Annotated in this window: 19 protein-coding genes; 12 read left to right on the top strand and 7 right to left on the bottom strand. The window is 66.7% G+C overall.

The window, feature by feature from the left end:
* Positions 1 to 21: 21 nt before the first annotated feature.
* From NIBR502772_RS12925 to NIBR502772_RS12905, 5 genes are all read right to left on the bottom strand, one after another.
* Positions 22 to 726, bottom strand: coding sequence for an L-ribulose-5-phosphate 4-epimerase (locus NIBR502772_RS12925; protein ID WP_141140508.1), 705 nt, complete (start codon positions 724 to 726; stop codon positions 22 to 24).
* Positions 723 to 2,447 carry a ribulokinase gene (gene araB, locus NIBR502772_RS12920; RefSeq protein WP_141140507.1) on the bottom strand — a complete coding sequence of 575 codons (1,725 nt, stop codon included), beginning with the start codon at positions 2,445 to 2,447 and terminating at the stop codon, positions 723 to 725. The genes NIBR502772_RS12925 and araB overlap by 4 nt, the downstream gene beginning before the upstream one ends.
* A gap of 107 nt (positions 2,448 to 2,554) precedes the next feature.
* On the bottom strand, positions 2,555 to 3,568 hold the full coding sequence (locus NIBR502772_RS12915; RefSeq protein ID WP_141140506.1) for a LacI family DNA-binding transcriptional regulator: 1,014 nt from the start codon (positions 3,566 to 3,568) through the stop codon (positions 2,555 to 2,557).
* 132 nt (positions 3,569 to 3,700) lie between these two features.
* A complete protein-coding gene (locus NIBR502772_RS12910; RefSeq protein WP_141140505.1) occupies positions 3,701 to 4,921 on the bottom strand; it encodes an ROK family transcriptional regulator in 1,221 nt (406 codons plus the stop codon).
* A gap of 11 nt (positions 4,922 to 4,932) precedes the next feature.
* On the bottom strand, positions 4,933 to 6,207 hold the full coding sequence (locus tag NIBR502772_RS12905) for an FAD-binding protein (protein WP_246848510.1): 1,275 nt from the start codon (positions 6,205 to 6,207) through the stop codon (positions 4,933 to 4,935).
* 230 nt (positions 6,208 to 6,437) lie between these two features.
* Here NIBR502772_RS12905 and xylA point away from each other — a divergent pair, with 230 nt between their 5' ends.
* From xylA to NIBR502772_RS12860, 9 genes are all read left to right on the top strand, one after another.
* Positions 6,438 to 7,628, top strand: coding sequence for a xylose isomerase (xylA, locus tag NIBR502772_RS12900; protein WP_141140504.1), 1,191 nt, complete (start codon positions 6,438 to 6,440; stop codon positions 7,626 to 7,628).
* Between the two features lie 19 nt (positions 7,629 to 7,647).
* Positions 7,648 to 9,270 carry an FGGY family carbohydrate kinase gene (locus NIBR502772_RS12895; protein WP_141140503.1) on the top strand — a complete coding sequence of 541 codons (1,623 nt, stop codon included), beginning with the start codon at positions 7,648 to 7,650 and terminating at the stop codon, positions 9,268 to 9,270.
* Between the two features lie 16 nt (positions 9,271 to 9,286).
* Positions 9,287 to 9,592 carry a DUF4440 domain-containing protein gene (locus NIBR502772_RS12890; protein ID WP_246848509.1) on the top strand — a complete coding sequence of 102 codons (306 nt, stop codon included), beginning with the start codon at positions 9,287 to 9,289 and terminating at the stop codon, positions 9,590 to 9,592.
* A 305-nt stretch (positions 9,593 to 9,897) separates the two neighbouring features.
* The gene (locus NIBR502772_RS12885; RefSeq protein WP_141140502.1) at positions 9,898 to 11,412 is read left to right on the top strand and encodes a fumarylacetoacetate hydrolase family protein; all 1,515 of its coding nucleotides are present in this window, start codon (positions 9,898 to 9,900) and stop codon (positions 11,410 to 11,412) included.
* A complete protein-coding gene (locus tag NIBR502772_RS12880; RefSeq protein ID WP_141140501.1) occupies positions 11,409 to 12,089 on the top strand; it encodes a GntR family transcriptional regulator in 681 nt (226 codons plus the stop codon). The genes NIBR502772_RS12885 and NIBR502772_RS12880 overlap by 4 nt, the downstream gene beginning before the upstream one ends.
* A 59-nt stretch (positions 12,090 to 12,148) precedes the next feature.
* Positions 12,149 to 13,663, top strand: a complete 1,515-nt coding sequence (gene hpaE, locus NIBR502772_RS12875) for a 5-carboxymethyl-2-hydroxymuconate semialdehyde dehydrogenase (protein ID WP_141140500.1) — start codon at positions 12,149 to 12,151, stop codon at positions 13,661 to 13,663.
* 32 nt (positions 13,664 to 13,695) lie between these two features.
* Complete coding sequence (hpaD, locus tag NIBR502772_RS12870) at positions 13,696 to 14,781, top strand: 3,4-dihydroxyphenylacetate 2,3-dioxygenase (protein WP_141140499.1); 1,086 nt, start codon at positions 13,696 to 13,698, stop codon at positions 14,779 to 14,781.
* A 2-nt stretch (positions 14,782 to 14,783) separates the two neighbouring features.
* Positions 14,784 to 15,569 (top strand): 2-oxo-hept-4-ene-1,7-dioate hydratase, encoded by a 786-nt coding sequence (hpaH, locus tag NIBR502772_RS12865; protein ID WP_141140498.1) that lies wholly within the window; start codon positions 14,784 to 14,786, stop codon positions 15,567 to 15,569.
* Complete coding sequence (locus NIBR502772_RS12860; protein ID WP_210412293.1) at positions 15,554 to 16,390, top strand: HpcH/HpaI aldolase/citrate lyase family protein; 837 nt, start codon at positions 15,554 to 15,556, stop codon at positions 16,388 to 16,390. The genes hpaH and NIBR502772_RS12860 overlap by 16 nt, the downstream gene beginning before the upstream one ends.
* A 22-nt stretch (positions 16,391 to 16,412) precedes the next feature.
* Here NIBR502772_RS12860 and NIBR502772_RS12855 read toward each other — a convergent pair whose 3' ends face one another.
* Complete coding sequence (locus NIBR502772_RS12855) at positions 16,413 to 17,048, bottom strand: dihydrofolate reductase family protein (RefSeq protein ID WP_141140497.1); 636 nt, start codon at positions 17,046 to 17,048, stop codon at positions 16,413 to 16,415.
* A 239-nt stretch (positions 17,049 to 17,287) separates the two neighbouring features.
* Here NIBR502772_RS12855 and NIBR502772_RS22440 point away from each other — a divergent pair, with 239 nt between their 5' ends.
* Positions 17,288 to 17,641 (top strand): hypothetical protein, encoded by a 354-nt coding sequence (locus NIBR502772_RS22440; protein WP_168223543.1) that lies wholly within the window; start codon positions 17,288 to 17,290, stop codon positions 17,639 to 17,641.
* 25 nt (positions 17,642 to 17,666) lie between these two features.
* Here the strand turns inward: NIBR502772_RS22440 and NIBR502772_RS12845 are convergent, their stop codons facing one another.
* Entirely contained in the window at positions 17,667 to 17,990 is a 324-nt protein-coding gene (locus tag NIBR502772_RS12845) for a hypothetical protein (RefSeq protein WP_141140495.1), read from the bottom strand.
* 177 nt (positions 17,991 to 18,167) lie between these two features.
* Here NIBR502772_RS12845 and NIBR502772_RS12840 point away from each other — a divergent pair, with 177 nt between their 5' ends.
* Positions 18,168 to 18,569 (top strand): RidA family protein, encoded by a 402-nt coding sequence (locus tag NIBR502772_RS12840; RefSeq protein WP_141140494.1) that lies wholly within the window; start codon positions 18,168 to 18,170, stop codon positions 18,567 to 18,569.
* A 306-nt stretch (positions 18,570 to 18,875) separates the two neighbouring features.
* Entirely contained in the window at positions 18,876 to 20,120 is a 1,245-nt protein-coding gene (gene ligD / locus NIBR502772_RS12835) for a non-homologous end-joining DNA ligase (protein ID WP_141140493.1), read from the top strand.
* Positions 20,121 to 20,195 lie beyond the last annotated feature (75 nt).

Below are 20,195 nucleotides of genomic sequence, written 5' to 3'. Positions count from 1 at the left end.
GGGCTGGGCCGACGGCGGCAGTTACTGGCCGTAGACGTTCTGGTAGCGGGCGTAGAGGGAGTCGATCCGGGACTGGTCGATGGCGATAGGTTCGCCGAGCTGGCGTGCGACATGGACGGTGCGCGCCACTTCCTCGCACATCACGGCGGCCTTCACTGCGGAACGGGCGTCCTTGCCGATGGTGAACGGGCCGTGGTTCTGCATCAGGACCGCGGGTGAGGTGGAATTCTTCAGCGTCTCCACAATTCCCTGCCCGATCGAGTCGTCACCGATCAGCGCGAACGGGCCTACCGGGATGGAGCCGCCGAATTCATCGCCCATCATGGTCAGCACGCACGGGATCGACTCGCCCCGGGCTGCCCACGCCGTGGCGTAGGTGGAGTGCGTGTGCACCACACCGCCGACGTCGGGCATGTGCCGGTAGACATATGCGTGCGCCGCGGTGTCCGACGACGGCGACAGCGGCGGGTTGCCCCACTCACCGTCCGCATCGCCATCCACGGGCACGCCGTAGAGGTCGGTGACCACCATCTGTTCGGGTGTGAGGTCTTCGTAGGAAACGCCGGACGGCTTAATGACCATCAGGTTATGGCCTGGAACGCGCGCGGAGACATTGCCTGCCGTCCACACCACCAGCCCGTAGCGGGTCAGTTCGGCGTGCAGGGTGCAGACTTCCTGCCGGATCCGGGCGATGGTGTCCGGTGTCTTTACGGTCGCGGTGCTCATGCGGAGGCTCCGGCAGCAACGAGTACTTTGGTGGCGTTGCGCTGGATGGCCTTAAGCCGGTGCATCACGTCATTGGCTCCCCGGCCGAAGTAGTCGTGGAGTGTCCGGTATTCCTGGAACAGTTCCTCGTAGGCCGCCACGTTCTTCGGGATCGGTGTGTAGACGTCGCCGGGTTCTGAGCCCATGGCGGCCGCGGCTTCGCGGATATTGGCGTACTTCCCGGCCGCAACGGCGGCATGGATGGCCGCTCCCAGCGCCGGACCCTGGGTTGAGCCAATGGTCGAAAGCTGCAGGCCGGTGATGTCGGCGTAGATCTGCATGAGCAGCTTGTTCTTCAGCAGGCCGCCGGCCACGATGAACTCCTTGACGGGCACCCCGGAATCGCGGAAGGCATCCACGATGGTGCGGGTGCCGAAGGCCGTGGCCTCCAGCAGCGCGCGGTAGGTGTCCTCGGGCTTGGTGGCGAGCGTCTGGCCCACCACCACGCCGGAGAGCTCGTGGTCCACCAGCACCGAACGGTTCCCCGAGTGCCAGTCCAGGGCGATGAGGCCGTGCTCACCGATGGCCTGGTGTGCGGCGAGTTCGGTGAGGTATTCGTGGATGCCCAGACCTGCCGCGGCCGCCGCCTGGTGGTATTCCGGCGGGACACCGTTGTTGGTGAACCAGCCGAAGATGTCGCCTACGCCGGACTGTCCGGCCTCGTAACCCCAGAGGCCGTCCACGATCCCGCCGTCCACCACGCCGCACATGCCCGGGACTTCCCGCAGTTCGGCGCCGTTCATCACGTGGCAGGTGGAGGTGCCCATGATGGCCACCAGCTGCCCCGGCTCCACGGCTTTTGCGGCCGGGGCGGTGACATGGGCGTCCACGTTGCCGACGGCCACGGCAATGCCTTCCGGCAGTCCGGTCCAAGCGGCGGCCTCGGCGGTCAAGTAGCCTGCGGCGTCGCCGAGGCGCCCGATGGTGTGTTCGAGTTTGGTGCTGACGAAGTCCTTGAATTCCGGGTTCAGCGCGGCGAGGAAGTCCTCGGAGGGGTACCGGCCGTCCTGGTAGATGCCCTTGTAACCGGCGGTGCAGGCGTTGCGAACGTATTGGCCGCAAAGCTGCCAGACGATCCAGTCGGCCGCCTCCACCCAGTGGTCCATGGCGGCGTAGGCTTCCGGGTCCTCTTCCAGCAACTGCAGGCCCTTGGCGAATTCCCACTCGGAGGAAATCAGTCCCCCGTAGCGCGGCAGCCAGGCTTCGCCGCGCTCGGCGGCCAGGGCATTGATCCGGTCCGCCTGCGGCTGCGCGGCGTGGTGCCGCCACAGCTTCACGTAAGCGTGCGGGCGGCTGGCAAAGCCGGGCAGTTCGTTGAGCGGGGTGCCGTTGGCCTTGACCGGAACCATGGTGCAGGCCGTGAAGTCAGTGGCAATTCCGATGACGGCCGCCGGGTTGATCCCGGCGTCTACGATCGCTGCGGGGACGGCGTGGCGGAGGACGTCGCGGTAGTCGTTCGGCACTTGAAGTGCCCATTCCCCGGGAAGCCGGCCGGCGCCGTCGCCCGCATCACCCGCCACATCCGCCGGCAAAGCATCGGTGACCACGGCGTGCGGATAGTCGAAGACACCGCTGCCCAGTTCCTTGCCGTCACGGACCCGGACCACAACGGCCCGTCCCGAAAGCGTTCCGTAGTCCACGCCGATGACGTAGTTGTCTGTGCCGTCCACTGTGACGTCCATGAAGTCCTCCAAATAGCTGGTCCGGTGAGCGCGGATTGATTCAATTGTGAGCGCTAACAATTGGCACGTCAAGTGTCGGGGTTATGGCTGGGAAGATCAGGAAGGGTTCAGGCGGGAGCGGACGTGCTGCTGCGGACAACCAGCTCCGGCTCCACCATGATGGTGCCTGCGCCCGCGCCGCCCTCAAGGGCGTTCAGCATAACGGCCATGCAGCGCCTGCCGAGTTCCTCGAAGTCCTGGCGCACGGTGGTCAGGGGCGGCGTGAAGTAGCCCGACTCAGGCTGGTCGTCGAAGCCCACCACGGAGACGTCGTCGGGCACGCGGACCCCCGCTTCGCTGAAGGCGCGCAGCAGGCCCAGGGCCATCTGGTCATTGCCCACGAATAGGGCCGTTGCCGTGCGCTCAGCGGCAAGCTGCCGGCCGATCCGGTACCCGCTGCCGGCGCTCCAGTCCCCTTCGATCAACAGGTCATCAGCCAGGCCGGCCTCGCGGAGCCGCTCACCCCACCCCTCGGCACGTGACCTGCCATCAACCCAGTCCTGGGGCCCGGAAACATGCCCGATCCGCCGGTGCCCCAGGTCGATCAAGTGCGAGACCGCCAGGCGCGCCCCGAGCTTCTGGTCCACCAACGCTCCGCTGAAGAGGCCCCCACCGGCGGCACCCACAAGGATCACGGGAACGTCCAGGGTGAGGCCCTCCAGCGCCTGAACGGTACCGTCGTGGGGCACAATGACGATGATCCCGTCCGCGCCCTGGTCCGTGAGATGGCGGACGGCGTCCGAGATGGCATCCGCTCCGGCCTCCTTGATGGCCTCGATGCTCACAAAGTAACCGGCCTCCCTGGCAGCCTGCTGGACCCCGAGAAGGGTGTTGGCCGGGCCGTACTGCCCCATTTCGGCCGCGAGGACACCTATGGTTTGCGAACGCCGGGTGACCAGGCTCCTGGCGGCGGTGTTGCGCCGGTAGCCGAGTTCCGCAATCGCCGCTTCCACTTTCTCCCTGGTGGCGCTGCTGACATTGGGGTGGTTGTTGATGACCCGCGAGACCGTCTGGTGGGACACTTTTGCCCGCGCTGCCACGTCCTCCAGGCGTGGCTGGCGTCGGTCAATGGTGTTGCCCATGCGAGGGACCCTTCGGTGGAAGACAAGGTGCTGTCAAATATTCTATGGCCGTGATCGATGCGGAAAGCAGCGTGCGCCGTGAGCACTGCCCCGGGCACGCCCGCCCACGGGGAGGTGCCGTCCTCAGGCCGCTCAGCGCACCTTCGCAGGAGGTGCGGGCAGGGCAGTGATGCCTGCCGGGTCCGCGAGTAATCGGGTAAACGCCAGTTCGGCAGCCCCGATCATCATAAGATCGGAGCCCAGCGCGGCACGGTAGATCCTGGCCCGGCCCGCCGCCTCGTCCAGGGCCTGGGTCCGGATCAGGCCGTCCAGCGTGTCAGGCGAGAGTGCGTGCAGAATGCCCAGGAACCCATCGAGGACGATCGCGTCCGGGTTGAACGTGTTGACCGCGTTGCGCAGGGTGATGCCCAGATAGCCCAGTTGGCGGGCCACTTCCGCGGCCAGCTCCGCACTGGCTTTCGAGCGGAGGGCCGCTTCCAGCTGGCTGGCGTCGCCGCCGCCGAGCCCGGCCAGGTCAAAGAGCCGGGACTGGGACACCTCGGTTTCGAGGCAGCCGGAGGCCCCGCAGTGGCAGATCTTACCGTCGGTGCGCACGAAGGTGTGTCCGAGTTCGCCGGCATATCCGGCGGACCCGCGCAGCAACGCCCCGTCGGCAATAACGCCGCCGCCGATGCCGCTGGCGCCGCCGTTGAGGTAGACCAGGTTGCCGCGGCCGGCGCCGGCCCCGAAAATGAGCTCGGCTTCCGCACCCAGGGAGGCATCGTTGTCCGCCAGGCACGGGTAGCCGGTGGCCTCGCCCATCATCCGGGCCACGGGTTCGTCGCGCCAACCCAAATGGGGGGCGTGGCGGACCACCCCGTCGGCACGGTTGACCAGGCCGGGCACTGCCAAGCCGATGCCAACGATCCGGTAGGACGCATCGAGCTCCGACCGCATCCCTGCAATGACTGCGGCAGCGATGTTGACTGCTTCCTTGGCGGTGGGGATCCGCTCCGTGGCGAAACGGATTTTCTTCTGGACTTTTCCGCCCAGGCTCACCAGCCCGATGGTGACGGCGTCCACTTCCGGGTTCACGGCCAATGCCGCCGTGGACGGATCAGGCCTTACGTCCGGGCTCGGACGGCCAACCTGGGCCTCGCCGGACGGCGCCGCTTCATAGACGAGTCCGAGGGCCACCAGCTGGCCCACCAGCGTCCCCACCGTGGACCTGTTCAGCCCGGTCCGTCTGGTCAGCTCCGCTCGGCTGAGGACACCATGGTGGTGCACCAGGGTCGCGATCAGGGCAAGGTTGTTCCGCCGCGACGGATCGGGATCGCTGGCCGTTGCGGGGAGGCGGGTTGCTGAGGACATCATCCGTGACAATATCAGGAGCCGAAGACCGCGTAGTCCAGGAACCGGTTGCGGAACTTTCCGGCCGGATCCAGCCGGCCGGCCAGGGCCCTGAAGTCATCGAAGTGTGGGTACAGGGGCCCGACGGCGGCAGCACCGCCGTCGAACAGCTTGCCCCAGTGAGGCCGTGCGGCAAAGGGCGCCAGCTCCGCCTCAAGCAGTGGCAGTACCGCCTCCACCGCAGGCTGGTCCTGCCGCCAGGTGAAGTGCAGGCCGATGCCGTCGCGACCATAATTTGGGCTCAGCCAGAGCCGGTCGGCAGCAATCGTGCGGATCTCGGAGACCAGGAGCAAGGGAGTCAGGACCCCGGAGAGTTTGCGCAGCGTGCGGATGGCATCCACAGCGTGTTCCCGGGGCACCACGTACTCGGACTGGAGTTCGTCGCCCTTGCTGGGCGTGAATTCCATCCTGAAGTGGGCAAGCCGGTCCGACCACGGCCCCGGCACGCCGAGTTGTTCCGTGCAGTTGCTTCCGGAGACGCCCGGGAGCGGATGCCGGGCCGACAGGGCCGGGGTGCCGCCGAAGAAGTCCCGCCTGACGGCATCCCCTTTCAGATCCGGCAACCGGCTTTTCAGCCAGGCTTGCCCTACGGTACTGCCGCTCCAGTCGGTGAAGAGGCTGACGCTGTACGCGGAGGAGGTGACGCCGTCGAAATTCTCCAGAACCTGCTCCCAGTCCAGGTTCTTAAAAACGTGCTGGGCAACATGGAAGGCCGGCTCGATGTCCAGGGTCACGCTGCTGACGATTCCCAGGGCGCCGAGTCCCACCACCATGCCGTCAAAGTCCATGGTCTCGCTGCGGCGGGCGGTGAGGATGCCGCCGTCGGCTGTCACCAGTTCCAAACCGGCGACGGCGGTGGCCAGATTCCCGTTGCCGTCACCGGAGCCGTGCGTGGCCGTGGCCACCGCACCGGCCACCGAAATGTGGGGCAGCGAGGCCAGGTTGTGCAGGGCGAAGCCTTGCCGCTGCAGCTCAGCGGCGAGCGTCCCGTACCGCGCGCCTCCGCTCACGGTGACGGTCATGTTCTCAGCATCGACGGTGATGGCCGGATCCAGCAGGTCCAGGGCCGCCAGCGTGCCGGAAGTGTCGGCGATGTCGTTGAACGAATGACGGGATCCCAGGGCGCGGATGGTCCGGGCTCCGGCCACGAGTTCCTGCAGCTCCGCCACGGTGCGCGGGTGTGCGATCCGCTCCGCCCGGTAGCCGAGGTTTCCGGCCCAGTTCCGTTCCTGCACACGTTGTTCAGTCACGGTCTGCGTCCTCCATGGAGTCTGGTTTTCAGGTTTGGTGTTCTATACAACATAACAGCTGCGGGTGCGCAAAACCAGAGATTTCGAGGGAGTGGGCATTCAGAACCCAGCAGTGCGTAGTGGTTGACATTACGGAAATTCCTAATATGTTTGTGTGCAGAACAAAATGCTGCGACTCATCAAAGGGACGCCGTACGCACTCCTCTTCATACCTACTAACGGAGCATTCAATGACGATTCAGCCCACCCGCGAAGACAAGTTTTCCTTCGGCCTTTGGACGGTCGGCTGGGAGGCCCAGGACCAGTTCGGTTCTGCCACCCGTCCGCCCCTGGACACCGTCGAAGCCGTCAACAAGCTGAGTGATCTGGGTGCCTACGGCATCACCTTCCACGACAACGATCTCTTTCCCTTTGGCTGCTCGGCAGCTGATCGCCAGCGTGAGATCGACCGGCTGACCGGTGCGCTCAAGTCCACGGGGATGATCGTTCCCATGGTCACCACGAATCTGTTCAGCCACCCGGTCTTCAAGGACGGCGGCTTCACGAGCAATGACCGGGGCGTGCGCCGCTTCGCCTTGCGCAAAGTGCTGGACAACATCGACCTCGCAGCTGAACTCGGCGCCGAAACGTTCGTGATGTGGGGAGGCCGTGAGGGCAGCGAGTACGACGCCGCCAAGGACATCCGCGGCGCCCTGGAGCGTTACCGCGAGGCCGTGAATCTGCTCGGCGACTACGTCACGGACAAGGGCTACAACATCCGCTTCGCCATCGAACCGAAGCCGAACGAACCCCGCGGCGACATCCTGCTCCCCACCCTGGGACACGCCCTTGCGTTCATCGAGACCCTGGAACGTCCGGAACTCGTGGGCGTTAACCCTGAGACCGGCCACGAGCAGATGGCCGGTCTCAACTTCACCCACGGCATTGCCCAGGCTTTGTACCAGGGCAAGCTGTTCCACATCGACCTGAACGGCCAGCGCAGCATCAAGTTCGACCAGGACCTGGTGTTCGGCCACGGCGACCTGCAGAACGCGTTCTCCCTGGTGGACCTGCTCGAAAACGGCGGCCCCGACGGCGGACCGGCCTACAGCGGCCCCCGCCACTTCGACTACAAGCCCAGCCGCACCGAAGACATCGACGGCGTGTGGGACTCCGCCGCCGCGAACATGCAGACCTACCTGCTGTTGAAGGAACGCGCGAAGGCCTTCCGTGCCGACCCCGAAGTGCAGGAAGCGCTGCTGGCTTCCCGCGTTGCCCAAATCAATGAGCCCACCCTCAACCCCGGTGAAGGCTACGAGCAGCTGCGATCGGACCGCGCTTCCTACGAGGATTTCGACGCCGATGCCTACTTTGGCGGCAAGGGCTTCGGCTTCGTGCGGCTGCAGCAGCTCTTCATCGAGCACCTTCTCGGAGCGCGCTGATACTGTGGCGGCTGCTTCCTTGAACCTCGTTGCCGGGGTTGACTCCTCTACCCAAAGTTGCAAGGTTGCGGTCCTGGACGCCCAAAGCGGTGTCCTGGTCCGCGAGGGCCGGGCGAGCCACCCGGAAGGGACAGAAGTCCATCCTGACCATTGGTGGCGGGCCCTGGCCGAAGCCATCGAGGACGCCGGCGGGCTGGCGGACGTGGACGCATTGTCCGTCGCGGGCCAGCAGCACGGCATGGTGCTGCTGGACCGCGACGGCAACGTGGTGCGGCCCGCGCTCCTGTGGAATGACACGCGCTCCGCGGCAGCTGCAGCGGCACTGATCGATGAGGTAGGGGCCGGGGAGTTCGCCCGGCGTACCGGGCTGGTGCCGGTGGCATCCTTCACGGTCACCAAGATCCGCTGGGTCAGGGACAACGAGCCCGAAAGTGTGGCCAGGGTGGCAGCCGTCGCCCTCCCCCATGACTGGCTGAGCTGGCGCCTGCGCGGATACGGTCCGGCCGGGGCCAGCCCGCTGGGTCCGGACCTGGAGGCGCTCACCACGGACCGCTCGGATGCCAGCGGGACCGGCTACTGGAGCCCCACTGCCGGCAGCTATGACGTGGAGCTGTTCCGGCTGGCCTTCGGCAGGAACGCACGCGAAGCCTCTCCTCAGGAAGCGGCTGGAGCTGCACCTGTTTCGGCTGCCCCCGCGGCCGGGGGCGCTGTCATCCTGCCGCGCGTGCTGGTTGCCGGCGAAGCCGCCGGCCGTGTTCATCCACTCTGTTTTGCCGGGAGCAACGCCGGCGCTGGTTCTCGTAGCGATTCGGCTTCCGCTACCGGCGCTGGCGCAGCCGCTGCTTCTGGCGCTGGTGGCGGCGGGCGGGCTGAAATCCTGCTCGGCGCCGGCGCCGGGGATAACGCAGCCGCGGCCCTGGGTCTGGGCGCCAGGCCCGGGGATGTGGTGGTCTCGGTGGGCACCAGCGGAACAGTCTTCGCCGTCGCATCCGAGGTTTGTTACGATCCCAGCGGAACAGTTGCCGGCTTTGCAGACGCGGGCGGCGACTATCTGCCCATCGCCGTGACGCTGAACGCCGCCAGGGTGCTGAGCTCCATGGCCACGCTGCTGGACGTCGGTTTTGATGAACTCTCCAGGCTGGCATTGGACGCTGCGCCCGGGGCAGATGGAGTGGTGCTCGTGCCGTATTTTGAGGGCGAACGCACCCCCAACCTGCCGCACGCCAAGGCCAGCCTGCACGGTCTCAGCATCGCGTCCGCCACCCGAAGCAACATTGCCCGGGCGGCCATAGAAGGGATGCTGTGCGGATTGTCCGGCGGCCTGGCAGCCCTGCAGGCTTTGGGCTACCCGGCGCGGCGGCTGCTGCTGATCGGCGGAGCCGTGCAGAACCCGGCGGTACAGAAGATCGCGTCACAGGTGTTTGACCTGCCGGTTGTGGTGCCAAGCCCCGACGAATACGTGGCCCGCGGTGCCGCAGCACAGGCCGCCTGGGCACTCACGGGAGCCCGTCCCGACTGGCAGGTGGCACTTGCCGCGGCGCCGGCGTCGGACTTTCAGCCCGTCATCGGCGAGCAGTACGCGCGGGCCTGTGGGCATATTGATGAGGACAGCCGCGTTGATGTGTCTTCGACGTTCAGTTAGCCAAAAGTTCTGTCCAATGCCCAGTATCCCGCACACCGTGATGGTGCTGGAGCGCGTCAGGGTCCGCGACCTCGGCACTGACGTGGCCGTGGTTCACGCGAGGTGGAGCATGACCGGGCAGATTGACCCCGCTGGGGAGAAATCAGGAACGAGGCGCGGCGTCATCAGTTTCACGGCCACCCGACGATCGAACGGCCATTGGCTCGCCGTAAGCGCCCAAAACACCGACATCGTCCCCGGCATGCAAACGCACGTTTCCTCGGAAGACGGACTTGTCCCGGAGACGTACTCGTCACGTGCACCTTCCAAGCCGGCAACGTAACGGGCCTACCGTCATGGGCCTTGGACCCCGGCCATCGGACTACCCGGCCTCGCGGTGTTCTGGAAAGTCCGACAAATTCCGCTATCCGCTCCATCAGCCGCATCACCGTGTCGCCATCCCCCTCCGTGAGGCCCGCCGCCGCGGTTTGACCCAGGCAAGAGGCTCGGCCGGAAAACCGGCCGGGCCTCTCGCCTGCTCGCGTCATGATGGGAACCACCACGGACCCGGCGCGCGCCCATTGACGCCGCAAGGGATTTCTGCCATATTACTTCGTATACGATTTCGTACTCGATGAGGAGTAATTCTTGGAACAGGTCACCGACCACACCCTGGCCGCGGCCCGCAAGGTCATCGCGGTGCACATCAATTACCCCAGCCGGGCAGCCCAGCGCGGCCGCACGCCGGAGCAGCCCTCCTACTTCCTGAAGCCGCCGTCCTCCCTGGCGTTCGGTTCGGCAGAAGCCCCTTCGGTTGTGGAGCGTCCGGCAGGCTGTGAACTCCTCGGTTTTGAGGGCGAGGTCGCCCTGATCATCGGCAAGCCCGCCCGCCGGGTAGGCGTGGAGGACGCCTGGAGCCACGTCGAATGGGTGACCGCCAGCAACGACCTCGGCGTCTACGATCTGCGCTACGCAGATAAGGGCTCCAACCTCCGGTCCAAGGGCGGCGACGGCTTTACCCCGATCGGCCCCGGGTTGATCCCCGCGGATGCCGTGGATCCGGCCCAACTACGGATCCGTACCTGGCACAACGGCGACCTCGTCCAGGACGACACCACCGCGGACCTGCTTTTCCCGTTCGCCCGGCTCGTCGCGGACCTCTCCCAGCTGCTGACGCTCGAGGAGGGCGACATCATCCTGACCGGCACCCCCGCCGGTGCCTCCGTTGCCAAGCCGGGCGACGTCGTCGAGGTTGAAGTGAGCACGACGACGGGAGCCACCGGCGGTGCTGAACTCACCACCGGGCGGCTGGTCACCCGGGTGGAGGAAGGCACGACGGCGTTCGCTGACTTTGGTGCCCGGCCCAAGGCCGATGACGTGCAGCGGGAGGAGGCGTACGGTTCGCGCGCAGCGGCGGGCCTTTCACCTGACGAAAGCGCCGCCGTCGGACCTGTCCTGACCGCGGAGCTGAAGGCGAAGCTCGAAAGCGTCTGCACCGCCACGCTCTCCTCCCAGCTGCGCAAGCGCGGCCTGAACAACGTCAGCATCGACGGGCTCAGCTCCACCCGCCCGGAGAAGCGGATCGTAGGCCTGGCCCGGACCCTGCGGTATGTGCCCAACCGCGAGGACCTGTTCAAAACCCATGGCGGCGGTTTCAACGCCCAGAAGCAGGCCATCGACTCCGTCAACGAGGGCGAGATCCTGGTGATGGAAGCCCGCGGGGAAAAGGGCACGGGCACCATCGGTGACATCCTGGCCCTGCGCGCCCAGGTCCGCGGAGCCGCGGCGATCATCACCGACGGCGGCGTTCGCGACTTCACCGCCGTCGCGGCCATGGACATGCCTACCTACTACGCCAACCCGCACCCCGCCGTCCTGGGGCGCCGGCACATCCCCTGGGACACCGACATCACCATCGCCTGCGGCGGCACCACCGTCCAGCCCGGCGACATCATCGTGGCCGACGCCGACGGCATCCTGGTCATCCCGCCGGCCCTCGCCGAAGAGCTCGCGGACGACTCCATCATCCAGGAGCGCGAGGAAACGTTTATCGCCGAAATGGTGGCAGCGGGCCACAGCGTGGACGGCCTCTACCCGCTGAACGCAACCTGGCGGACCAGGTACGTGGAATGGGAAGCCATGGGAAGCAGGCAAAGCCAATGACTGAGACGTTGATGGCGACAGGCAGCAAATCCGAACAGGCCTATGCCGCGGTCAAGGCCCGGATCGTGGACGGGACCTACTCCCCCGGTTACCGGCTGGTCCTGGCCGCGATCGCCAAGGATCTGGGCGTCAGCGTGGTCCCGGTCCGGGAAGCGATCCGGCGCCTCGAGGCCGAAGGACTGGTGACGTTCGAGCGGAACGTCGGCGCCACGGTCTCCGGGATCGACCCCACCGAGTACCTCTACACGATGCAGACCCTGAGCATTGTCGAGGGCGCCGCCACCGCGTTGTCTGCGCCGCTGATCGATTCCGTGGCGATCGCCCGCGCCCGGGCCGTGAACGAGGACATGCGCGAATGCCTCCAGCACTTCGACCCCGTCCGCTTCACGCACCTGAACCAGGACTTCCACAGCATCCTCTTCGAGCACTGCCCCAACCCGCACATCCTGGACCTGGTCCACCGCGGCTGGAACCGGCTCGCCTCACTGCGATCCTCGACGTTCCGCTTCGTGCCGGGCCGCGCCCACGAATCGGTGGACGAACACGAAGCCCTGCTGCGGCTCATCGAAGCCGGCGCAGGCGCGGAAGAAATCGAGCAGTCCGCCCGCCGACACCGCGCCGCCACCCTGGACGCGTACCTCGCCCAAAGCAACGCGGGGTCACTAAACGCCCGATAAACGGCCCCGCGTGGGCAAGAAGTGACCCCGCGTTGCATTAGAAGCAAAGGAAGACAACAATGACGTTCACCGCCGCAGAAGCCGGCACGCATTACGTGCCGCAGGACCTCCCCACCCACATCCAGCACTACATCAACGGAGAGTTCGTTGACTCCGTGAACGGAGCGACTTTCGACGTCCTGGATCCTGTCTCCAACAGGAATTACGCCACCGCTTCAGCCGGCCAGAAGGAGGACATTGACCTCGCCGTCGCCGCCGCCCGCGAAGCCTTCGCCAACGGCCCGTGGCCACGGATGAAGCCGCGGGAACGTGCCCGCGTCCTGAACAGGATTGCCGACGCCGTCGAAGCCCAGGAAGCCCGGCTTGCCGAGCTGGAAACCTTTGACACCGGCCTGCCCATCACGCAGGCCAAGGGTCAGGCGCTGCGCGCGGCGGAGAACTTCAGGTTCTTCGCGGACCTGATCGTGGCCCAGTTCGACGACGCCATGAAAGTCCCCGGCGCGCAGATCAACTACGTGAACCGCAAGCCGATCGGCGTCGCAGGCCTCATCACCCCGTGGAATACGCCGTTCATGCTCGAGTCCTGGAAGCTCGCCCCGGCCCTGGCCACGGGCAATACCGTGGTCCTCAAACCTGCCGAGTTCACGCCGCTGTCCGCCTCGCTGTGGGCGCAGATCTTCAAGGACGCCGGACTCCCGGACGGTGTGTTCAACCTGGTCAACGGCCTCGGCGAGGAAGCCGGCGATGCCCTGGTCAAGCACCCGGACGTCCCGCTGATCTCGTTCACCGGTGAGACCACCACGGGCCAGACGATCTTCCGCAACGCCGCCGCCAACCTCAAGGGGCTGTCGATGGAACTCGGCGGCAAATCCCCCTGTGTGGTGTTTGCCGACGCCGACCTGGACGCCGCGATCGATTCCGCCCTGTTCGGGGTCTTCTCCCTCAACGGTGAGCGCTGCACCGCCGGCTCCCGGATCCTCGTCGAACGCGCCGTCTACGACGAGTTCTGCGAGAAGTACGCCGCCAGGGCGAAGAAGATCGTGGTGGGCGACCCGCACGATCCCAAGACCGAGGTGGGTGCGCTGGTCCACCCTGAGCACTATGCGAAGGTGGCCTCCTACGTGGAAATCGGCAAATCCGAAGGCCGGCTCCTCGCCGGTGGCGGACGGCCCGACCACCTCCCCGAAGGCAACTACATCGCACCCACCGTATTCGCCGACGTCGCGCCCGACGCGCGGATCTTCCAGGAGGAAATCTTCGGCCCGGTCGTCGCCATCACCCCCTTCGAGAACGACGACGAGGCGCTGGCTTTGGCGAACAACACCAAGTACGGGCTCGCGGCCTACATCTGGACGCAGAACCTGACCCGCGCCCACAACTTCTCGCAGAACGTCGAAGCCGGCATGGTGTGGCTGAACAGCCACAACGTCCGGGACCTCCGCACCCCGTTCGGCGGCGTCAAAGCCTCGGGCCTGGGCCACGAAGGCGGCTACCGCTCCATCGACTTCTACACCGACCAGCAGGCCGTGCACATCAGCCTCGGCACCGTTCACACCCCCAAATTCGGCGCCTGAGCCACCCACGCTTTCAAAGAAGAGAGACTCCCATGACTGACTTCATCCCCACCCCCACCGTCCCGGCTCCGGACATCGTCCGCTGCGCCTACATGGAGATTGTGGTCACCGACCTCGCCAGGTCCCGCGCGTTCTACGTGGACGTCCTGGGCCTGCACGTGACCGAGGAAGACGAGAACAACATCTACCTGCGGTCCCTGGAGGAGTTCATCCACCACAACCTGGTGCTCCGCAAGGGACCCATCGCCGCCGTCGCCGCGTTCGCCTACCGGGTGAAGTCCCCCGCCGAAGTGGACGCCGCAGAGGCCTATTACAAGGAACTCGGCTGCCGCACCGAACGCCGCAAGGAAGGCTTCACCAAGGGCATCGGCGATTCCGTCCGGGTGGAGGACCCGCTGGGCTTCCCCTACGAGTTCTTCTACGATGTGGAACACGTCGAGCGCCTCACCCAGCGCTATGACCTCTATTCCGCCGGCGAGCTGGTCCGCCTGGACCACTTTAACCAGGTCACCCCGGACGTGCCCCGCGGCCGCAAGTACCTTGAGGACCTCGGCTTCCGCGTCTCCGAGGACATCCAGGACTCCGACGGCGTCACGTACGCGGTCTGGATGCACCGCAAGCAGACCGTCCACGACACCGCCCTGACCGGCGGCAACGGCCCCCGCATGCACCACATCGCGTTCGCCACCCACGAAAAGCACAACATCATCCAGATCTGCGACAAGATGGGCGCCCTGCGCATCAGCGACCGGATCGAACGCGGCCCCGGCCGGCACGGCGTCTCCAACGCGTTCTACCTCTACATCCTGGACCCCGACGGCCACCGCATCGAGATCTACACGCAGGACTACTACACCGGCGACCCCGACAACCCGGTCGTTACCTGGGACGTCCACGACAACCAGCGCCGCGACTGGTGGGGCAACCCCGTGGTCCCATCCTGGTACACCGAAGCCTCCCTGGTCCTGGACCTCGACGGCAACCCGCAGCCCGTCATCGTGCGTGAGGAAAAGAGCGAAATGGCGGTCACCGTGGGTGCCGACGGCTTCTCCTACACCCGAAAAGACGGGGCCCCCGAAGGGGACCGGACGGGCTTCAAGCTCGGGGCGCAGCTCTAGCCATGCTGGACGCAAAGACGATCGAGGCCATCGCCGACGAACTCCTGGAAGCCGGCCGGACCCGCACCCCGGTCCCCCGCCTCACGGCCCGCTACCCGGGGATGACGGTGGAGGACTCCTACGCCGTCCAGCAGCTGTGGCGGCGGCGCAACGAGGACGCCGGCCGCAAGCTGGTGGGGCACAAGATCGGCCTCACCTCCAAGGCCATGCAGGCCGCCACCGGCATCACCGAGCCGGACTACGGCGCCATCTTCGATGACATGGTGCTCGGATCCGGCTGCTCGGTGCAGTGGGACCAGTACACCCATCCCCGGGTGGAGGTGGAGCTCGCGTTTGTGCTGAAGAAGGACCTGTCCGGACCCGGCTGCACCATCTTCGACGTCCTGGACGCCACTGACTACGTGGTTCCTGCCCTGGAGATCCTGGACTCCCGGATCGAAATGGAGGGCCGGACCATCGTGGACACCATCGCGGACAACGCCGCGATGGGCGCCATGGTGATCGGCGGCAACCCGGTAAAGCCCGACGCCGTGGACCTCCGCTGGGTCTCGGCAATCCTCTACAAAAACCAGACAGTGGAGGAAACCGGGGTTGCAGCCGGCGTCCTGGACCACCCGGCCAACGGCGTGCACTGGCTCGCCAACAAAATCGCCGCCCACGGCGACGGGATGAAAGCCGGGGACATCATCCTCGCCGGCTCCTTCACCCGCCCGCTCTGGGTGCACAAGGGCGACACCGTCCACGCCGACTACGGACCATTGGGGGCCATCACATGCCGCTTCGAGTAGAACCCGGAAATCCTGACGACGCGAACACGTTCCGCGACGCCCTCCGCAGTCAAAACGGTAAAGCAGGCCGCCCCCTCGCCGGAATGTGGGTCTGCTCCGGCAGCCCGCTGATCGCCGAGCTCTGCGCCGGATCCGGCCTGGACTGGCTCCTCATCGACGCCGAACACAGCCCCAACGGCCTCGAATCCATCCTGGCCCAGCTCCAGGCCGTCAACGGCTACCCGGTCCAGGCCCTGGTCCGGCCCCCGGTCAACGACACCGTGCTCATCAAGCAGTACCTGGACCTCGGCGTGCAAAACCTGCTGATCCCCATGGTCAACTCGGCGGCCGAAGCGGAAGCCGCGGTTGCGGCCACCCGGTATCCACCCCAGGGCGTCCGCGGGGTGGGATCCGCCCTGGCCCGCGCCTCACGCTGGAACCGTGTCCCTGACTACCTCGCCCGCGCGTCAGAGACCGTCAGCGTCACGGTGCAGATCGAATCGACGGCGGCCGTCGAAGCCGTCGAGGAGATCCTGGCCGTGGACGGCGTGGACGCCATCTTCCTCGGACCCTCCGACCTCGCCGCTTCCATGGGCGTGCTGGGACAGCAGGAACACCCCAACGTGCGCGCCGCCGTCGAACACTGCCTTACCGCCGCAAAAGCGGCCGGGAAACCAGCGGGCGTCAACGCCTTCAACCCGGCCACAGCCCGCAGCTACCTGGCGGCCGGCGCCGCCTTTGTCCTGGTGGGCGCCGACGTCGCCATCCTCGCCCGCGGCTCCGAGTCGCTTGCCGCCGCGTTCACTAAGCCCTCCGACGGCGAAACGCCCACCAGCTACTGACGCGCGAACTCCACGGATTGGCTCAGGTGGGACCGCGACCCAGCGGACCGCTGAGGACGGTGGGGATGTACTCGAGCAGCTGGAGCCGGCCGTCGAAGGTCCTGCTGTTCACCATCTCGAGCGAGATGTCCGGATAGCGGTCGTAGATCCGTTCCCTGCCGGTGCTGCCCGTGATCACCGGGAAGATGACCAACCGGAACCTGTCCACGAGGCCGGCGGTCAGCAGCGACCGGCAGAGACTGATGCTGCCCAGGGTGCTCAGGGTTCCGGTCCTGGTCCGTTTCAGCTCCGCCACGGCCTGGACCGCGTCCCCGGTGACCAGCTCCGTGTTCGGCCATGTCAGGGGCTCCTGCAGGGTGGAGGAGAAGACGACCTTGGGCACGGCGGCAAGGCCGGTCAGGCTGGCCCCCTCCTCCTCGGAGAAGCTGGAGGCGTCGGCCGCGGCTTCCTCCGACATGCTGGACATCAGCCGGTAGGTGTTCGCCCCGAGGAGGAACGTGTAGTCCTTCTCCCCCTCCTGCCCGAGCCAAGCCAGGTATTCCGGCCCCTCCAGACCCCACCAGCCTGGCCACCCCTCCGCCGAGGCATACCCGTCCAGCGAGATGATCAGGTCGACCATCAGGTCCGCTGATGACGCCTCTGCAGATGTCTCGCCCATGGCAGTTTCCTCGCTTGATCGACGTCGGCACCGCGTTGTCCAGGTGTGGCATCGGCGCCCGTGCCGGCAATGCTAGCCCTGCCGCGCTCAGACGTTCAAGGGGGCCGCGTTGGCTCAACGGTTCGGGACCAGCTTGGGCGCAGCATGTCGCGTCCCCAAGCGACCGACGTCGCGTTCCCCACCCACCGCCAACACCCCGTTCCATCAACGCGCGGGACCTGACGGGGCTTGCCCGGCTCATGGCCAACGACCATTCCTTTATCGACACCGGCGGCAACGCCTTCATCGGCAAGACGGTCTGCATCGAAGCCTGGCGCAGCTTCTTCGACTCCTTTCCCGGCTACAGGAACATCTTCGAAGCCGTCTTGGCGCGAGAGGACAGGGTCACCATCGTCGGCCGCACGGTGTGTCCAGGATTCTCCGCTCTCGAGGGACCTGCGCTGTGGACGGCTGTCGCCGCGCACGAGGGACTAACCGAATGGCGGGTCTACGAGGATAAGCCGGAAGAAAGACGTCGCCTTGGCATCGACGATGAGTGGTTCGTCCAGGCTCATCCGCCGTTCAATGGCGAAGCTCCGGTCAATAGCAACTGACCGGAGCTTCGACACGTTTAGGCAGCTATGGCGTCACGTAGCTGCCGAAGAGCATACGTGCGCTGAACCCGTCCATTCCTTCGTAGTCCGCGATGATGTGCCGTGCTCCGGCGGCCCGCAGCCGGTGTTGCGTGCCCCAGTTGGTGCGCGTGAGACCGAACACGTCCCGGAGGCGCAGTCCTTCCTGGCGGAGCAGCAGCATCCGCAGGAGCAGGCACCCCGCGTCGGTGAGCATGCCGTGGACGGTCCACCAGCCCCGGGAGGATACCCAGGGAGTCACATCGCCCGTGGCCCACAGGATGCCGGCCGTTGTTATCTGCGCCAGGCGTAATGGATCGGTGTTCTTCACGGCGCGACGTTCGCGTTTCCCGCGCGACTGATTGAGTCTTATCCGCCAAAGCATCCCCGTGTGCAAACTGCGCATGAACGGTGCCGCAATGCTTGAAGGCAGTACGCAGCCGTCCCGATGAAGCATCGCTATGTTTCGAGGGTCGCCTCGGCCTGGGGTCGGTGAGAACATACAGGCATGGCATCCATACAGCGCATCCGCCCCCAGGGGCTCGTCTCGAGCCCCGCCTTCAGCCACGTCGCCATCGTGCCGCCCGGCGCGACCACCATCTACGTCGGTGGCCAGAACGCCGTCGACGCCGACGGCGCACTCGTCGGGGAGGACGACGTGGCCGTCCAGTCTGCCCGCGCCCTTGAGAACGCGCGGACCGCGCTCGCCGCCGGCGGCGCTACCCTCGGCGACGTTGTGCAATGGACAGTGCTCTTCGTCGATGGGGTGGACCTCGCGGCGGCGTACGGGGCGATCGCTTCGGAACTCGCGTCCGACGAACCGGCCCTGGTGACCGGAGCGCGTGTCGCGGCGCTGGGCGTGCCCGGGGCACTGGTCGAGATCAGCGCGGTCGCCGCCGTTATGCGGTGACGGAGATCCCGGCGAGGAGTTGGCCAAGCCCCCGGCTGGACGGTCACCGCCAATGTAATCGTCGACGACGACCGCGGCTACATCGCGTTCGGCTCCAGTGGCGCGGTGGCGGCCACTGTCGTTACGGGCATTGTCCTCCGCCGCGTTCACGGCGTCGGAACGGGCCGTCCGCTCCCCTGGTGAGCGCCGCCGTCGGGCGTTCAACTAACGGACATATAGGAGGCTCCCCCCTTTCGCGGTTCCTCCTGATGCAGCCATTCCGCACCGGGTCTGGCTGGGACATCCGATCGTTGCTAGCGTGGCGCCATGAGCCCGTCGAAGACTCCGGCCGAAATCCTCGACATTGCCGGCGCCGAGGTACGCATCTCAAGTCCGGACAAAGTGGTTTTCCCCGAGCCCGGGCTGACGAAGCTCGACCTGGTCCGCTACTACCTCGCCGTCGCGGATGGTGCGCTGCGCGGCGCCGGCGGCCGGCCCATGGTGCTCAAGCGCTTCCCGAAGGGCATCGACGCTGAACCGTTCTTCCAAAAGCGGGTGCCCGAAAACCACCCCGACTTCATCGACACAGCAACGCTGCACTACGCGTCGGGGACATCAGCCGAGGAGGCCGTCATCCGGGATGCCGCGGGCCTGGCGTGGGTGGTGAATCTTGGCTGCCTGGACCTCAACCCGCATCCCGTGCGCGCTGAGGACCTCGAACACCCGGACGAGCTCCGGGTGGACCTCGATCCGATGCCGGGCGTCGGCTGGTCCCAGATCGTTGATGTCGCATATGTCGCGCGGGAGGTGCTGGACGACGTGGGGCTGGTGGGGTGGCCGAAGACGAGCGGATCGCGCGGACTGCACATCCTGGTGCGCATCGCGCCGCAGTGGTCGTTCCGCGAGGTGCGGCTCGCCGCCGAGACCCTCGCCCGCGAGGTCGAAAACCGCGCTCCCGGCCTCGCCACCGCGCGGTGGTGGAAGGAGGAGCGCGGCGAAAGTGTGTTCGTCGACTTCAACCAGAACGCGAAGGACCGCACCGTGGCATCGGCGTACTCGATCCGGCCCCTGCCCGACGCCCGGGTCTCGACGCCGCTCACCTGGGACGAGGTCCGCTCCATCCGGCCGGAACAATTCACGGTGCTCACAGTGCCCGGGCGCTTCGCCGATCTGGGCGACCCGCACGCCGGCATCGATGACGCGGTGGGCACACTCGATGGACTTCTGGCACTGGCGGCCGAGCTCGGCCCCGCCGAGAAGCCGCCGCGCAGCGGCGACGGCTCCGGCCGCCGGCAGTCGCTGATGCCGCTCATCGAGGTTGCCCGCACCAGGACCAAGCCTGAGGCCCTCGCGGCACTCGATGAGTGGAAGTCCCGGCACGTGGACCTCGTCCCGGCCCTGCACCCCGCCGACGTGCTCGTCGACGGAATGCGCGGATCAAGCTCGCTCTGGTACCGGGTGCGGGTGAACCTGCAGCACGTCCCCGACTCGGAGCGTCCGCCACAGGAGGGGCTCATCGCCAACTACGACCCGTGGGCCGGCAAGGAGTGGCCCGGGCGCCCGGGATCCTGACACCGCAACGGAAACCGGACGTGCGCGCGCCGAGCGGGTCTTCAGCGCTCCCCCCATCCCAGCAAAATGTGATAG

Origin of the sequence: Pseudarthrobacter sp. NIBRBAC000502772 (assembly GCF_006517235.1) — a bacterium.
Lineage (GTDB): Bacteria > Actinomycetota > Actinomycetes > Actinomycetales > Micrococcaceae > Arthrobacter.
Note: the sequence above shows the minus strand (reverse complement) of the source record. Positions and strands in the feature narration are given on the sequence as shown.

Coding starts and splice junctions, on each gene's coding strand:
- araB (WP_141140507.1), bottom strand. CDS start 2,447: ATGGACGTCACAGTGGACGGCACAGACAACTACGTCATCGGCGTGGAC.
- NIBR502772_RS22440 (WP_168223543.1), top strand. CDS start 17,288: ATGGCCAACGACCATTCCTTTATCGACACCGGCGGCAACGCCTTCATC.
- ligD (WP_141140493.1), top strand. CDS start 18,876: ATGAGCCCGTCGAAGACTCCGGCCGAAATCCTCGACATTGCCGGCGCC.
- hpaE (WP_141140500.1), top strand. CDS start 12,149: ATGACGTTCACCGCCGCAGAAGCCGGCACGCATTACGTGCCGCAGGAC.
- NIBR502772_RS12880 (WP_141140501.1), top strand. CDS start 11,409: ATGACTGAGACGTTGATGGCGACAGGCAGCAAATCCGAACAGGCCTAT.
- NIBR502772_RS12890 (WP_246848509.1), top strand. CDS start 9,287: ATGCCCAGTATCCCGCACACCGTGATGGTGCTGGAGCGCGTCAGGGTC.
- NIBR502772_RS12840 (WP_141140494.1), top strand. CDS start 18,168: ATGGCATCCATACAGCGCATCCGCCCCCAGGGGCTCGTCTCGAGCCCC.
- NIBR502772_RS12910 (WP_141140505.1), bottom strand. CDS start 4,921: ATGATGTCCTCAGCAACCCGCCTCCCCGCAACGGCCAGCGATCCCGAT.
- hpaD (WP_141140499.1), top strand. CDS start 13,696: ATGACTGACTTCATCCCCACCCCCACCGTCCCGGCTCCGGACATCGTC.
- NIBR502772_RS12860 (WP_210412293.1), top strand. CDS start 15,554: ATGCCGCTTCGAGTAGAACCCGGAAATCCTGACGACGCGAACACGTTC.
- NIBR502772_RS12915 (WP_141140506.1), bottom strand. CDS start 3,568: ATGGGCAACACCATTGACCGACGCCAGCCACGCCTGGAGGACGTGGCA.
- NIBR502772_RS12925 (WP_141140508.1), bottom strand. CDS start 726: ATGAGCACCGCGACCGTAAAGACACCGGACACCATCGCCCGGATCCGG.
- NIBR502772_RS12855 (WP_141140497.1), bottom strand. CDS start 17,048: ATGGGCGAGACATCTGCAGAGGCGTCATCAGCGGACCTGATGGTCGAC.
- hpaH (WP_141140498.1), top strand. CDS start 14,784: ATGCTGGACGCAAAGACGATCGAGGCCATCGCCGACGAACTCCTGGAA.
- xylA (WP_141140504.1), top strand. CDS start 6,438: ATGACGATTCAGCCCACCCGCGAAGACAAGTTTTCCTTCGGCCTTTGG.